The organism is Mesoflavibacter zeaxanthinifaciens DSM 18436, assembly GCF_000422365.1.
In the GTDB taxonomy this organism is placed as follows: Bacteria; Bacteroidota; Bacteroidia; order Flavobacteriales; family Flavobacteriaceae; genus Mesoflavibacter; species Mesoflavibacter zeaxanthinifaciens.
The window spans coordinates 235124-250517 of the sequence record NZ_AULQ01000001.1 but is presented as its reverse complement, the minus strand read 5'-3'; the positions used below and the strand labels follow the sequence as shown (position 1 = coordinate 250517).

The window sequence follows — 15394 nt, the reverse complement described above, 5'->3', positions numbered from 1 at the left end:
CGAATTTAAAAAATCTTAACTCTAAAACGTTAAGTTTTGGGTACAAAAAAAGGCAAGCTACCTACATCACACCGCTACGACCGCGTACCTTTGCTTCGTTCCCGACCTGGAGGATTCAGCAGGAGCTGGTTGTGTAGGACTTGCCGGCTGCAAAGATACACACTTTTAATTTTTTCACAATGATTTTTTATAATGAATTTTAATAAATAACTTGCTGAATAATTTCTTTTTAAAATGAATACACTTAAACAGCTTACAATCATAATTTTAACCGTTTTATTAACGGCTTGTGGTGAAGACGTAGAAACCCTAAAAAAGAGTTTATCTATAAAAACTAATACAGAAAACAGCACAATTAGCATTGATAAAACGCTAGAAGTCGCTCTTATTAATCCAAAAAATATTGAAATTTCTTCGGTAGATTTTTCTTTAGATGGTAAACCAATTTCTAAAAATCAACCACTATCAGATTTTAAATTAGGTGAACATACCATTACAGCAACTGTAAATTTTGATGGTGAAACTGTTGAAGTAACCGAAGTTATTTCAATATTAAATGATAAAAATCCTAAATTTTATAAAGTTGAAATATTAAACACCTATCCACATGATAAAACATCTTTTACACAAGGATTAGAGTTTAATAATGGCGTTTTATATGAAAGTACTGGACAACGCGGTGAGTCTAAAATTAGAAAAATTGACTATAAAACTGGTGATGTTTTACAAGAAATAAGTATTCCTAATGCTTTTTTTGGAGAAGGTTTAACTATTTTAAATAATAAAGTTTACCATTTAACTTGGATGGCAAAAAAAGGATTTACCTATAATGCAGAAACTTTAGAAAAAACAGGAAGCTTTAATTACGGTAAAAGTAAAGAAGGTTGGGGATTTTGTAATGACGGTAAACAGCTTTACAAAAGCGATGGTACAAGTTTGATTTGGACTATAAACCCTGAAACTTTGGTAGAAACTGACCATATCCAAGTATGTACAGCTAAAGGAAAAATTGGTCGTTTAAATGAAATAGAATGGGCTAATAATAAAATATATGCAAACATTTGGCAACGTAAAGGTATTGCTGTAATTAATCCAAAAAATGGCGCTGTAGATGCTGTAATAGACTGCAAAATATTAACAGATCAAATAGACAATTTTTCTTTAGACGAAAATACGCTTAACGGTATAGCCTACAACCCAGAAACCAAAACTTTTTTCTTAACTGGTAAACGTTGGGATAAGTTGTTTGAGGTAAAAATCATCCAGTAAAACACTGTTAAACATTTAAAAATAAAGCGTTAAAGTTTTATAATTTTTAAAATTAGCTAGGCAATAATTCTATTTTTGATGGACTAACTAACCTAAAGTCTATTGAGGTATTTTGCTTTCATACTAACGCTCTTTACTTGTTTTTTTGCTAATGCTCAACAAGTAAATGGAATAGTTTACGACTCTATTGCTGCAATAGAAAATATTAAGATTGTAAACCTCAATACAAAAAAGTTTACGGTTTCTAATAAAAAAGGACAATTTACTATTCCAGCAAAAGTTAATGACACATTACATTTTAGTTCTATCTTTTATCACGAACAAACTTTAATTATTAATGCTTCGCATACAGATGATACATTTGTAATCGAATTAAAAAAAATTAATAACGAATTAGAAGAAGTTGTTTTAAAAGAAAAACACTTGCCTAAATTAGCAACTATAGAAGAAGTAGAAACTAATTTACATAATCAAATATTAGAAGACATAAAAAACAATCCACATTTATATGGAAATTTAAATGATGGTGGTATAGATTTTATTCAAGTCTTTAATATGATTGGTAAACTTTTTAAAAATAAAAACAAACAACAACCTATACAATATGCTACTTACGAAGAGTTAATTTCAACCTTTGAAAACTCTAAAACACTAGATCAATTCTTCTTCAAAAACACATTAAAAATACAAAATCATCAACAGGATTTATTTATTCAATACATAGAAGCTTCGTATATAGATAGTAAGCTATTAAAACCAGAAAAAGAAGTGTATTTAATCGAATATTTAGTGCAATCTGCAAAAGAATTTAACGCTATAGTTAAAGCTTATAAAGAGAAAGACTAATTTTAGCGTTATGAAAATTCATCAAAAACAAATACTAGTTACCAAAGAGGATTTAGACCAAAATAACCACGTTAATAACATTAGATATGTAAAATGGGTTAATGATATTGCTATTTCGCATTGGGAAACCGAAGTATCAACAACTGTTTTAGACCAGTATTTTTGGGTTATGTTATCTCACAACATTGAATATAAACATCAAATTCTATTAGGAGAAACCGTAACACTAAAAACCTATGTAAAATCTTGTGAAGGTTTATTTTCTATACGTATTGTAGAGATTTTAGTGGATAAAAAACTTTGCGCCTATTCTGAAACCAAATGGTGTTTTATGAATAGTAAAACTTTAAAACCAAACCGAATTCCGCAAGAAATTATCGACCTATTTTAATTTAAAGCATGAATTAATTTTTGTCAGTTTAAACCTGTTGTTCATTTTGATTTCAAAATAATAATTAAGCGTCAGTTCGAGTGGTTTTGAGGTACGAAAAACTGTATCGAGAACTTGTTTGAATTAAAAAACTCTATTCTCTATTCAACTTTTCCCATTTTTAATCGTAAAATTCACTCAAATTGAAGGTTTTCAAGAAATTCTATAATAGATTTTAATAATTTTAAACACACATACTAAATAGCCTTTAAAAAAGTTATATTTTAGTCAACTAATAAAAGGATAACTGCCAATTATATGAAGCGCCTACTCTATTTTACTACACTTTTTATTTTCATTTTAACGTGGAGTTCTTGTCGTAAAGATTTTGACTTTCAACCAAGCAATGGTAATTTAAGTTTCTCTAAGGACACTGTGTATTTAGACACTGTTTTTACCAACATTGGCTCAAGTACTTACACTTTAAAAGTGTATAATAATTCAGATGAAGACATCTACGTCCCAAACATTAGACTAGAAAATGGCGAAACATCTGGTTACCGATTAAACGTAGACGGAATGGCTGGAAAAAACTTTGAGAATGTCGAAATTTTAGCAAGAGACAGCATGTTTGTTTTTATCGAAATTACCGAAGATATTCAAAATCATATGGCAACAGATTTTGAATTTTTATACACCGACAAAATCCTTTTTGACGCAGGCAATTTACAGCAAGACGTAGATTTAGTAACCTTAATAAAAGACGCTGTTTTTATTTACCCTGATAGAGATGAAACTACTCAAATTGTAGAAACATTAACCCTAACTATTGATGGACAACCGGTTGAAACTGACTTGCAAGGTCGCGAGTTATTACCTGAAGAATTAACCTTTACTAATGAAAAACCCTACGTTATTTACGGTTACGCAGCTGTACCAGCTGGCGAAACCTTAACTGTAGAAGCTGGTACACGTGTGCATTTTCATGCCAATTCTGGGTTAATTGTTCAAGAAAATGCCTCTTTAAATGTAAATGGTGCATTAAGTAATGACCAAGACCTTTTAGAAAACGAAGTTATTTTTGAAGGCGACCGTTTAGAGCCAATTTATACTGATGTACCAGGACAATGGGGAACAATTTGGCTATTTGAAGACAGCCAAAATAACATCATAAATTACGCAACTATCAAAAATGGTACGGTTGGTATTTTATCTGATGCTAACCCAAATGCAGACACACCAATTAACAAGTTAACCATTACCAATTCGCAGATTTATAACTCTAGTACTTTTGGTATTTTAGGAAGAAACACATCAATAAACGCCGAAAATTTAGTCATCAACAATTCTGGTCAAGCTAGTTTTGGCGCAACTTTAGGAGGAAAATACAACGTAACACATAGTACGATTGCTAATTATTGGGATAGCAGTTTTAGACAATTTCCTGCATTACTAATTAATAACTTTGTAATTAACGCAGATAACTCTGCAACAATAGCAGATTTAACCGAAGCCAATTTTAACAACTGTATTATTTACGGTAACGACAATCCAGAATTAATTGTAGATGAAATTGAAGACGCAAGCGTAGTTTTTAATTTTAAATTAACCAACTGCTTATTACGATTTGATAATTCTAGCGGAAATTTTGATGGTGATAATTACGATTTCAACAATATTAATCACTACGAAAACATCATTTTTAACGAAGATCCTAATTTTAGAGCACCTTTTGAAAACGATTTAATTATTGGTGAAAACTCTGCAGCAAATGGTCAAGGTAATGCTACGTTTGCTACGCAAGTCCCAAATGACATTTTGGGGATTAATAGAACCAATAATCCAGACTTAGGTGCATTTCAACATATCATCTTCTAAATTGAACGAAAGAATAAAATAGTATTTGTTTTTTCTTTTAGTTTTGGACTAAATAATACCCTCAATTATTAAATGATGATAAAATTAAAAAGAAATATGAGCAATTTTGATAGATTAGTTCGTTTTATCGTGGTTTTATTGCTTATATCAATATTATATGTAGGAGAATTTAATGGTCCGATAGCTTTTATAATTATAGTAGTTTCAGCCATGTTTTTATTTGCAAGTGTTACAGCTTTTTGTCCATTTTACAAATCAACTAACATGTCTACTTATGACGACTCTGAAGACTATCTATAACTTACCTTTATAAAATTTTATTTTATAAAAAAAAGCCAGCTATTTGGCTGGCTTTTTTTCCGCGAAAGCGAAATTATCTATTTAAGCAAATAATGGTAAATCACTCATCATTGCATTTACTTTTACAGCAATGGTATCTAGTTTATCTTCGTCTTCGTGGTTTGTAATTACTTCATCAATAAGATTAACTATAGCTTCCATATCGCCTTCTTTTAAGCCTCTTGTGGTTATAGCTGGTGTACCAATTCTAATTCCAGAAGTTACAAATGGGCTTTTATCATCAAATGGCACCATATTTTTGTTTACAGTAATATCTGCTTTTACCAATGCTTGTTCTGCATCTTTACCGGTAATATTTTTATTACGTAAATCGATTAACATCATGTGGTTATCCGTACCACCAGAAATAATATTATAACCACGATCTACAAACGCTTTTGCCATAGCTGCTGCATTTTTCTTTACTTGTAACATGTAGTGTAAAAAGTCATCTGTTAATGCTTCTCCAAAAGCAATTGCTTTAGCAGCAATAATATGCTCTAATGGTCCACCTTGATTACCTGGGAACACACCAGAGTCTAATAAAGAAGACATCATACGTGGTTTTCCGTTTTTAAGTGTTATACCAAACGGATTTTCAAAATCTTTACCCATTAAAATCATTCCGCCTCTTGGACCACGTAATGTTTTATGTGTCGTTGTAGTTACGATATGGCAATGTGGCATAGGATCGTTTAAAATACCTTTAGCAATTAATCCAGATGGATGAGAAATATCTGCTAATAAAATAGCACCTACGCTATCTGCTATTTCACGAAAACGCTTAAAATCTATATCTCTAGAATAAGCAGAAGCACCAGCAATAATTAATTGCGGTTTTTCTTTGGTAGCAATCTCTTGTATATTATCGTAATTTAAAACACCTGTCTCCTCTTCTACTCCATAAAATACAGGGTTGTATAATTTACCTGAAAAATTTACTGGTGATCCGTGTGTTAAATGTCCACCATGTGATAAATCAAAACCTAAAATTTTATCGCCTGGTTTTAAACATGCATGGTAAACTGCTGTATTAGCTTGGCTACCAGAATGTGGTTGTACGTTAGCATACTCTGCACCAAACAATGCTTTAGCACGGTCTATTGCAATTTGTTCTACTTCATCAACAACTTCACATCCACCATAATAACGCTTGCCAGGATAACCTTCGGCGTATTTATTAGTTAGTACAGATCCAGCAGCTTCCATAACTTGGTCGCTTACAAAGTTTTCAGAAGCAATAAGCTCTATACCGTGTAACTGTCTGTCTTTTTCTGCTTCAATTAATTCAAATATTTGTTCGTCGCGTTGCATAATTTTTGTTACTCGTTAAAAATTTATCAAAAATAAGAAATATGTCTTGTAAATAATTCAAAAAACATATATTTACTTAGAATTTATAAACAACAAATCAACAAATATTTATGCCTTTAACAGCTAACAATCCGGATAGAAAATCGTGGTTACACGTCGATAAAAATTCAGATTTCCCTATACAGAACATACCTTTTGGCGTTTTTTTAACCAGAGATGATATAATTACCATCGGAACACGTATTGGTGATACTGCAATAGATTTAGGCGCTTTACATCAATTAGGTTATTTTGACGGTATCCCATTAACTGACGATATTTTCTTACAAGACACTTTAAACGATTTTATTGCAGATGGACGCAACACATGGCGCGCTGTAAGAAATAGAATTGCTGAAATTTTTGATGCTGAAAACGACACATTAAAAAATAATGTAAAACACAAGGAAATTGTATTATTTAGATTAGATGAAATTGAAATGCAATTACCTGTTCAAGTTGGTGATTATACCGACTTTTACTCTAGCATAGAACATGCTACAAATGTTGGTACTATGTTTAGAGATCCAGATAATGCATTGTTACCAAACTGGTTACACATACCTGTTGGCTATCATGGTAGAAGCAGCTCTATTATTCCTTCAGGAATACCAGTACACAGACCACAAGGACAAACTTTACCTGCTGGTGCTGAAGAGCCTGTTTTTGGTCCAAGTAAATTAGTAGATTTTGAATTAGAAATGGCGTTTATCACTACAGATGCTAACGATTTAGGAGAACCAATTCCTGTAGATGAAGCTGAAGAATACATATTTGGATTAGTCTTATTTAATGATTGGTCTGCACGTGATATTCAAAAATGGGAATATGTACCATTAGGTCCTTTCTTAGCAAAAAACTTTGCCTCTTCAATTTCTCCTTGGATAGTGACATTAGATGCATTACAACCTTTTAAAACAGATGGACCTAAACCTTTAAAAAAGCAACTTCCTTACTTACAACAAAAAGGACAAAAAAGCTACGATATTAATTTAGAGGTTGCTATCCAACCAGAAAAAGCAAAAGAAAAAGTAGTTAGTAAATCTAACTTTAAATATATGTATTGGAGCATGTCTCAACAATTAGCACATCATACTGTTAACGGATGTCCTGTTAATTCTGGAGACATGATGGGAAGCGGAACAATTTCTGGTTCTACACCAGACAGTTACGGATCTATGTTAGAACTATCATGGCGCGGAGAAAAACCTTTAAAAATGGCAGATGGTACCGAGCGTAAATTTATAAATGACAATGATACTGTAATTATGCGTGGTTATTGCGAAAAAGACGGAACACGCATTGGTTTTGGTGAAGTAAAAACAAAACTATTACCTGTTTTTGAACCTAAAAAAAATAAATAGATAAACAACATCTTTTTTATAAAAATAAAACCCTTTAGACCATCTAAAGGGTTTTATTTTTAGTTTTGGCACGCATCTTGAAAATACTTAACCTAATAACCCTTAAAACCCAAAGAAGATGAAAAACTTTACAATTATTACAGTACTTTTTCTGGCACTATCGTCTTGTGTGGGAAGAAAACAAATCGAAAAACAGCTAAACACTGGTAACTACGATCAAGCAATTAATAATGCATTAAAAAAGCTTGAAACTAATAAAAATGCTAAGCGTAAACAAGATTATGTGCTTATGTTAAGAGACGCTTATTATAAAGTTGTAGAGGATAATCATTACAGAATTAACCAACTAAAACAAGATGGTAATCCAGAGTATTATGAGACTATTTACAATCTTTACACACGTTTAGATAGTAGACAAAACTCTATAAAAAGTGTATTACCTCTTCAAATAAATGGTAAAACAATTAAATTTAAATTTAATAATTATACGTCAGATATTATAGATTATAAATCTAAAGTTTCAGACTATAAATATAGTCAAGCAAGACAATTATTAAGCAGTTCAGATAAATACAATGCAAGAGAAGCTTACGTTTTATTAGAAGATGTAGAGTACATCAATCCTAATTTTAAAGATGTTAGATCTTTAATGGATCAAGCTCATTTTAAAGGAACAGACTTTGTAATAGTTTCTGTTAAAAATGAAACTAACCAAATTGTACCTACAAGATTAGAGGAAGAGTTATTAGATTTTGATACTTATGGCTTAAACGATAATTTTTGGACTTTATATCATGCTAATGCTTCTGCAGATATTAATTATGATTATGCGATGCAATTGCAGCTTAAACGTATAAATATCTCTCCAGAACATGTTTATGAAAAAGAATATGTTAGAGAAGCTGAAATTGTAGATGGTTGGGAATATGTTTTAGACGAAAACGGAAATGTTGCCAAAGACAGTTCTGGAAATGATATAAAACAAGATAAAATAGTTAGAGTTTTAGCTAGATTATCTGAAGTACAGCAAGTAAAATCGACTCAAGTTATTGGTCAAGTTGTATTTACTGACATAAAACAAAATCAGGTGTTAGAAAGTTTCCCAATAGATTCAGAATTTATTTTTGAAAACTTCTACGGAAGATTTAGAGGAGATAGACGTGCTTTAAGTGATGATGATAAAAGGTTGCTAGGTAATAGAGCTGTACCATTTCCAACAAATGAGCAAATGGTTTATGATACAAATGAAGACTTAAAGCAGAAGTTAAAAAGTATTATAAAACAAATGACATTCTCGTAAACTAAAAACTCCCTTAATTGGGAGTTTTTTTATGCAAAAAAGTCTTTTAAGCCTGTTAATACGCTTTGCACTGCGTAAGATGCTAATATTAATCCCATAATCTTACTAATTACAGTTATACCATATTCGCCTATTCTTTTTTGGACGTTTGCAGCTACAAGTAACAATATTCCTGTAAGCGCAACCACAAAAAGAACTAAAAATGTCGTAATTAATTGTTGGTTAATAGAATAAATATGGTTGTCAGTCATTAAAACTACAGCCATTATTGCTCCAGGAGATGCTATAGAAGGTATTGCTACAGGAAAAATAGTTACATGCTTATAATCTTTAATAAGATGTTTTTCGCTTTCTGGTTTGCCACTACCAAAAATCATAGTCAAAGCAAATAAAAATAGAATGACGCCTCCAGAAATCTGAAAAGCATTTAATGTAACATTCATACCTTCTAATATTAATTGTCCAATTACTATAAAGAACAATAAAACAAAGAAAGCAATTACACTAGCTCTTATAGCAACACGTTTTTTATATTTATTGTCAAAATGTTTAGTAGCCTCTAAATATACAGGTACAGACCCTAAAGGATCTATTACAGCAATCAAAAATAATATGGTAGTAAATATTTCTTTCATTAATTTAAATCAACTCCTTTTGTAGTAAACGATAAACCTTGTTGTCCTGAAGTAGATGTCATAATAGCTTCAAAATATGGTACATTTGTAAGCTTTTTTACAGACCAATCAAAAATAAAATTAGCTCCTGTACCACCTTCAATATCATTTTCATCTATAACAATTTCAATGGTTTGCATTGGCTTTATAAAAATTGGTTGTTTTATATAATGTCTTATTAAATCACCTTTTGTATTAAAATAGTCTGCGCTATTAATATAAATTGTATCAGTTCTATTTGTATTTCTTATGCTAACGGTAGCGGTCAAATCATGTGTTTTATGCTCTGTAGTACTGTATATTTGAGAATATACCGATAAATAAGAACTACCTTCTATTAAAGAGTCGTTAACTTTTCCTGTCCATTTCATAGATTCTAAATGACTAGAAGGTTTAGGCTCATTATTCTGTTTAGTTTCACAACTAAACAAAACACTAACAACAGTAATTAAAAGCGCTACTTTTTTCATAAAATTAATTTTATATAAAGGTACTTAAATCTAAATCATTTATTGCACCGTGACTAGCATGAGCAACCACTACTCCATTTTTAATAATTAGTAATTGTGGTGATTGATGCATCACTTGAAATTTGTAACCAACCTCATTAGATACATCTCTATAATTTAACAAATCTAAATAATATAAATCTGCATTTAGATCTAAATCATAAGCTTCAGTAAATTGGTTTAAAACCATTCTACTAATTCCACATCTTGTAGAATGTTTAAATATCAGCTGTGTTTTTCCTTTAGATGATAATTCAATTTCATCTAATTGCTCTATACTTGTTAAGTTTTGCCAAGGTAGTACTTTCTCTTCCTTAGGCGTTTTATTATTTCCAAAAAGTTTTCCAAACATAATGTATACTTCATTTTCCGCAATAGCGAAAGTTAATTTATATAGTAAGTCGACTTCAATTTTAAAACTTACAAACTGACTAAAAGTCACTAAAAACCAGTAGTTAACAGACATTTTGTCGCTAAAATACTATTGGTAAGATAATTGAAATAAAGCAATCAAACATTGCTAAATTTTAAAAAAATGAACTTAAACAATTATACAATAAAATCGCAAGAAGCCATACAACAATCGCAACAAATTGCGCAAAGTTATGGGCATCAACAAATAGAAAACGAGCACCTTTTTAAAGGTATCTTAGAAGTTGATGAAAACGTGTTACCTTTCTTATTAAAAAAGTTAAATGTTAACACAATAGTCTTAAAACAAGTTTTAGATAAACAACTAGAAAGTTTTGCAAAAGTCTCTGGCGCAGATCTAATGTTATCTCGCGAAGCTGGTAAAACACTAAACGAAGCGTCTATCATTGCAAAAAACATGAAAGACGATTTTGTGTCTATAGAGCATTTAATCTTAGCTATCTTAAAATCTAATAGCAAGATTGCACAAATGCTAAAAGACCAAAGCGTCACCGAAAAAGGTTTAAAAGCTGCAATTGAAGAACTTAGAAAAGGAGATCGTGTAACATCTCAAAGTCAAGAAGATACTTATAATTCTTTAAACAAGTACGCAAAAAACCTAAATCAATTAGCTAAAGACGGTAAGCTAGATCCAGTAATTGGTCGTGACGAAGAGATTAGACGTATTTTACAAATCTTATCGCGTCGTACCAAAAACAACCCTATTTTGGTAGGTGAACCTGGTACTGGTAAAACCGCTATTGCCGAAGGTTTAGCACATCGTATTGTAGATGGTGACGTTCCAGAAAACTTAAAAGAAAAGCAAATTTTTGCTTTAGATATGGGTGCTCTTATTGCAGGTGCTAAATTTAAAGGAGAATTTGAAGAGCGTCTTAAAGCTGTAATCAAAGAAGTAACGACTAGCGAAGGTGATATTGTTCTTTTCATAGACGAAATACATACGCTTGTTGGTGCTGGTGGCGGGCAAGGTGCAATGGACGCAGCAAACATCTTAAAACCTGCTTTGGCGCGTGGTGAGTTAAGATCTATTGGTGCAACAACACTTGACGAGTATCAAAAATACTTCGAAAAAGACAAAGCTCTAGAGCGTCGTTTTCAAAAAGTAATGGTAGACGAGCCAGACACAGAAAGTGCCATTTCTATCCTTAGAGGTATTAAAGAAAAGTACGAAACGCATCACAAAGTACGTATTAAAGACGAAGCTATTATTGGCGCTGTAGAGTTATCACAACGCTACATTACCAACAGATTTTTACCAGATAAAGCTATCGACTTAATGGATGAAGCGGCTTCAAAACTGCGTATGGAGATTAATTCTAAACCAGAAGAACTAGATGTTTTGGATAGAAAAATAATGCAGTTAGAAATTGAAATCGAAGCCATTAAGCGCGAAAAAGATGAAGTAAAACTGAAATCTTTAAGAAGTGATCTTGCTAATCTTAAAGAAGAACGTAACGAGATTAACGCCAAATGGAAAAGCGAAAAAGAAGTTGTAGACAATATCCAAAACACAAAACAAGATATTGAAAACTTTAAACTTGAAGCCGAACGTGCAGAACGAGAAGGTAACTATGGTAAAGTAGCCGAGCTTAGATATGGTAAAATAAAAGAAGCGCAAGAAAAACTGGAAAGCCTTCAAAAAGACTTACAATCGCAATCTGAACATAGTTTGATTAAAGAAGAAGTTAACTATGATGATATCGCAGAAGTTGTTGCAAAATGGACAGGTATTCCTGTTACAAAAATGCTTCAAAGCGAACGCGAAAAGCTATTAAAACTTGAAGACGAGCTACATAAACGTGTTGTTGGTCAAGAAGAAGCTATAGAAGCAGTAAGTGATGCCGTTAGACGTAGTCGCGCAGGTTTACAAAACCCACAAAAACCAATTGGTACATTCCTATTTTTAGGAACAACTGGTGTTGGTAAAACAGAACTTGCTAAAGCGTTAGCCGAGTATCTTTTTGATGACGAAAACGCAATGACAAGAATAGATATGAGCGAGTATCAAGAACGTCATGCCGTTAGTAGATTAGTTGGTGCGCCTCCAGGATATGTTGGCTATGACGAAGGAGGACAATTAACCGAAGCAGTAAGACGTAAACCTTATTCAGTTGTATTGTTAGACGAAATTGAAAAAGCACATCCGGATACGTTTAATATTCTATTACAAGTTTTAGACGAAGGTCATTTAACAGATAATAAAGGTAGGATGGCTGACTTTAAAAACACAATTATAATCATGACTTCTAACATGGGAAGTCATATTATACAAGAGCGTTTTGAAGCTACAAAAGATGTAGAATCTGCTATGGAAGCTGCAAAAGTAGATGTTTTAGGATTACTAAAACAAACGGTACGTCCAGAGTTTTTAAACCGTATTGACGATACAATAATGTTTACACCTTTAACACAAGACAACATTACACAAATTGTAGGATTACAATTAAAAAGTGTAACTAAAATGATTGCTAAGCAAGGAATAACTTTTGACGCTACACCAGAAGCGATAGAATACTTAGCAGAAAAAGGTTATAATCCAGAATATGGAGCAAGACCAGTAAAACGAGTAATACAAAAAGAAGTATTAAATCAATTAAGTAAAGAGATTTTAGCTGGAAAAATAAATACAGATAGTATCATTTTACTAGATGCGTTTGACGGTGAACTTGTATTTAGAAATCAAGGTGATTTAGTTGAAGACGAATTATAATTTCATAAAGTTCTGTTAATACTAAAAAGACATATAATATTATAAAGTTTAGACCGTTTTCATAATTGGTTGGTTAGTTGAAAAAGCAGCACAAGACTTTTCTTACAGAAAAAGTGTAGTGTTGCTTTTTTTTTATTCTATTTAAAATTAAAAAAGCCACTTTTTTCAAAGTGGCTTTTCGAAAATTTTGGTTAAACTAACTAACTCTTAAAATAATAATTTGATACCAAAATTTACATCCATAGAATTGAAACCTAAAGACGTTGTGCCTACTGCATCTCCTTCATCTGGAGAAATTGCATTATAACCAAACTGTCCAAAAGTTGCTTCTAAAGTTAATACGTTAGATACAAAAAAGTCAACACCTGGTCTTAAATTAAAACCATAACCAGTTGCTCCATCATAAAAAGTTAATGGTACATCTGCTTGACCAAAAATGTAAAATTTCTCATTAATATTCCAGTATTTTCTTGCTAAAGGCATTACTGTTACTGCATCTACAGCATCTGCATCTGCTACTTTTACAGAACTATAACCTACACCTAAACCAACTGTAACAGAAGGAGAAACAAATGTTCCTACTACAGGCATAATTCCAAAAGTACTTGTATCTGATGCTTCATCATCATTAAACTCTAGTTGTCCTAATGCCCACCAAGCACCTTTTAATCCTTGGTTATCTTCTTGAGCAGATACTTTAAATGATATTAATAAAATTAATGCTAATGGTAATAATAATTTTTTCATGTCGTAATATTTATTTTAGTTACTGACACAAATTTATAGCAGTCTTAGAGCTTAAAAACTGACTTTTATCATGCTTTTCAAAAGTTTTTACTTCATCTTAAAAATGAACATCCATTAGATTATTATTCTGTGTAAAATTTCTATAACTTTATATCATAATATTTATTTACATGAATTCTTTAAACACATATATAGACCACACACTTCTTAAAGCAACAGCAACAGAGCAAGATATTATTAACCTATGCGACGAAGCAAAAAAGCACAAATTTTTCTCCGTTTGTGTTAATAGTTGCTATGTTAGTTTAGCTAAAAGCCAATTAAACAACTCAGATGTTAAAGTATGTAGCGTTATAGGTTTTCCGTTAGGCGCTATGAGTACAAAAGCAAAAGTTGAAGAAACCAAACAAGCCCTAAAAGATGGCGCAGATGAAATTGATATGGTAATTAACATTGGTTTTTTAAAAAGTAAAAATTTTGATGCCGTTTGGCAAGACATAGAAGCTGTAAAACAAGTTATGCCAAATAACATACTAAAAGTCATTTTAGAAACTTGTTATTTAGAAGAAATTGAAATTATAAAAGCTAGTGAGTTAGCCATTAACTCTGGAGCAGATTTTATTAAAACATCTACTGGTTTTGGTACTGGTGGCGCAACAATACATGACGTCGAAATAATGAAAAGTGTTGCCCAAAAATGCAATGTAAAAATTAAAGCTTCAGGTGGAATTAGAGATACCGAAACCGCAAAAGCCTATATAGACGCTGGTGCAGAACGTATTGGCACTTCTAACGGAATTGCAATTGTAACTGGTCAAAAAGCCGAAGAAGGTAATTATTAATCACAACTCTAAATACTTTAGACACTTTAGTCACTTTAAATACTTTTAACTAAAAAATGAGCGTACATATTGAAGCCAAAAAAGGCGAAATAGCAGAAACCACATTACTTCCTGGTGATCCTTTACGTGCTAAATGGATTGCAGAAACTTTTCTTGAAAACCCTGTTTGCTTTAACCGTGTAAGAAACATGTTTGGTTACACAGGTACTTATAAAGGCAATAAAATATCTGTGATGGGAACAGGTATGGGCGTACCTAGTATTTCTATTTACGCACACGAGCTTATTACAGAATACGGCGTTAAAAATCTAATAAGAGTTGGAAGCGCTGGATCCTATCAAGAACATGTAAAAATTAGAGACATTGTTATTGCTATGGCGGCATCTTCTAACTCTGGATTAAACGAATTGCGTTTTGGTGGCGCAGATTATGCACCTACAGCTAATTTTGAATTATTTGAAAAAGCTGTTAATGTAGCTAGAGCCAAAAATATTCCTATTAAAGCAGGAAACATTTTTACTAGTGACGAGTTTTATGCAGACGATTTTGAATCGTACAAAAAATGGTCAAAATTCGGGTTACTTTGTGTTGAAATGGAAACTGCAGGCTTATATACTGTTGCTGCAAAACACAAGGTTAATGCGCTTACTATTTTAACTATTTCAGATTCTTTAGTTACAGGTGAAAGAACAACTAGCGAAGAACGCGAAACTACCTTTTCTGAAATGATTGAAATTGCTTTAGAACTAGCCTAAATACAA

At 31.8% G+C, this 15394-nt stretch carries 15 protein-coding genes and 1 other RNA gene; 10 read left to right on the top strand and 6 right to left on the bottom strand.

What is annotated here, in order from left to right:
• Nucleotides 1-47: 47 nt before the first annotated feature.
• Nucleotides 48-146, bottom strand: an RNA gene (gene ffs, locus H574_RS14520) — signal recognition particle sRNA small type.
• An 88-nt stretch (nucleotides 147-234) separates the two neighbouring features.
• Here ffs and H574_RS0101210 point away from each other — a divergent pair.
• The 5 genes from H574_RS0101210 (at nucleotide 235) to H574_RS0101190 (ending at nucleotide 4663) form a co-directional block, all read left to right on the top strand.
• Complete coding sequence (locus H574_RS0101210; RefSeq protein WP_027878789.1) at nucleotides 235-1269, top strand: glutaminyl-peptide cyclotransferase; 1035 nt, start codon at nucleotides 235-237, stop codon at nucleotides 1267-1269.
• A gap of 102 nt (nucleotides 1270-1371) precedes the next feature.
• Nucleotides 1372-2115, top strand: a complete 744-nt coding sequence (locus H574_RS0101205; protein ID WP_027878788.1) for a carboxypeptidase-like regulatory domain-containing protein — start codon at nucleotides 1372-1374, stop codon at nucleotides 2113-2115.
• Nucleotides 2116-2125: 10 nt separating this feature from the next.
• Complete coding sequence (locus tag H574_RS0101200) at nucleotides 2126-2506, top strand: acyl-CoA thioesterase (protein WP_027878787.1); 381 nt, start codon at nucleotides 2126-2128, stop codon at nucleotides 2504-2506.
• 297 nt (nucleotides 2507-2803) lie between these two features.
• Entirely contained in the window at nucleotides 2804-4363 is a 1560-nt protein-coding gene (locus H574_RS0101195; protein ID WP_027878786.1) for a hypothetical protein, read from the top strand.
• A gap of 96 nt (nucleotides 4364-4459) precedes the next feature.
• Nucleotides 4460-4663, top strand: a complete 204-nt coding sequence (locus H574_RS0101190; protein ID WP_162138983.1) for a YgaP family membrane protein — start codon at nucleotides 4460-4462, stop codon at nucleotides 4661-4663.
• Nucleotides 4664-4744: 81 nt separating this feature from the next.
• Here the strand turns inward: H574_RS0101190 and glyA are convergent, their stop codons facing one another.
• A complete protein-coding gene (gene glyA / locus H574_RS0101185) occupies nucleotides 4745-6016 on the bottom strand; it encodes a serine hydroxymethyltransferase (protein WP_027878784.1) in 1272 nt (423 codons plus the stop codon).
• 110 nt (nucleotides 6017-6126) lie between these two features.
• On the opposite strand from glyA, the gene fahA reads away from it, so the two are divergent.
• Nucleotides 6127-7419 (top strand): fumarylacetoacetase, encoded by a 1293-nt coding sequence (fahA, locus tag H574_RS0101180; RefSeq protein WP_027878783.1) that lies wholly within the window; start codon nucleotides 6127-6129, stop codon nucleotides 7417-7419.
• Nucleotides 7420-7537: 118 nt separating this feature from the next.
• Nucleotides 7538-8719: a hypothetical protein gene (locus tag H574_RS0101175; RefSeq protein ID WP_027878782.1), complete on the top strand. Its 1182-nt coding sequence runs from the start codon at nucleotides 7538-7540 to the stop codon at nucleotides 8717-8719.
• Nucleotides 8720-8748: 29 nt separating this feature from the next.
• On the opposite strand, the gene H574_RS0101170 is transcribed toward H574_RS0101175, so the two are convergent.
• The 3 genes from H574_RS0101170 to ytxJ are packed head-to-tail and all read right to left on the bottom strand — an operon-like array spanning nucleotide 8749 to nucleotide 10254.
• Nucleotides 8749-9354: a MarC family protein gene (locus tag H574_RS0101170; protein ID WP_027878781.1), complete on the bottom strand. Its 606-nt coding sequence runs from the start codon at nucleotides 9352-9354 to the stop codon at nucleotides 8749-8751.
• A complete protein-coding gene (locus tag H574_RS0101165; protein ID WP_027878780.1) occupies nucleotides 9354-9863 on the bottom strand; it encodes a DUF3124 domain-containing protein in 510 nt (169 codons plus the stop codon). Before H574_RS0101165 ends, H574_RS0101170 begins: the two co-directional genes overlap by 1 nt.
• Before the next feature lie 10 nt (nucleotides 9864-9873).
• Nucleotides 9874-10254, bottom strand: a complete 381-nt coding sequence (gene ytxJ, locus H574_RS0101160; RefSeq protein WP_036226958.1) for a bacillithiol system redox-active protein YtxJ — start codon at nucleotides 10252-10254, stop codon at nucleotides 9874-9876.
• Between the two features lie 183 nt (nucleotides 10255-10437).
• Here ytxJ and clpB point away from each other — a divergent pair, with 183 nt between their 5' ends.
• Entirely contained in the window at nucleotides 10438-13044 is a 2607-nt protein-coding gene (gene clpB / locus H574_RS0101155; RefSeq protein WP_027878778.1) for an ATP-dependent chaperone ClpB, read from the top strand.
• 207 nt (nucleotides 13045-13251) lie between these two features.
• On the opposite strand, the gene H574_RS13845 is transcribed toward clpB, so the two are convergent.
• A complete protein-coding gene (locus tag H574_RS13845) occupies nucleotides 13252-13791 on the bottom strand; it encodes a hypothetical protein (protein WP_051169803.1) in 540 nt (179 codons plus the stop codon).
• 170 nt (nucleotides 13792-13961) lie between these two features.
• On the opposite strand from H574_RS13845, the gene deoC reads away from it, so the two are divergent.
• The gene (deoC, locus tag H574_RS0101145; protein ID WP_027878777.1) at nucleotides 13962-14633 is read left to right on the top strand and encodes a deoxyribose-phosphate aldolase; all 672 of its coding nucleotides are present in this window, start codon (nucleotides 13962-13964) and stop codon (nucleotides 14631-14633) included.
• 56 nt (nucleotides 14634-14689) lie between these two features.
• On the top strand, nucleotides 14690-15388 hold the full coding sequence (deoD, locus tag H574_RS0101140; protein WP_027878776.1) for a purine-nucleoside phosphorylase: 699 nt from the start codon (nucleotides 14690-14692) through the stop codon (nucleotides 15386-15388).
• The last annotated feature ends 6 nt before the right edge of the window (nucleotides 15389-15394 follow it).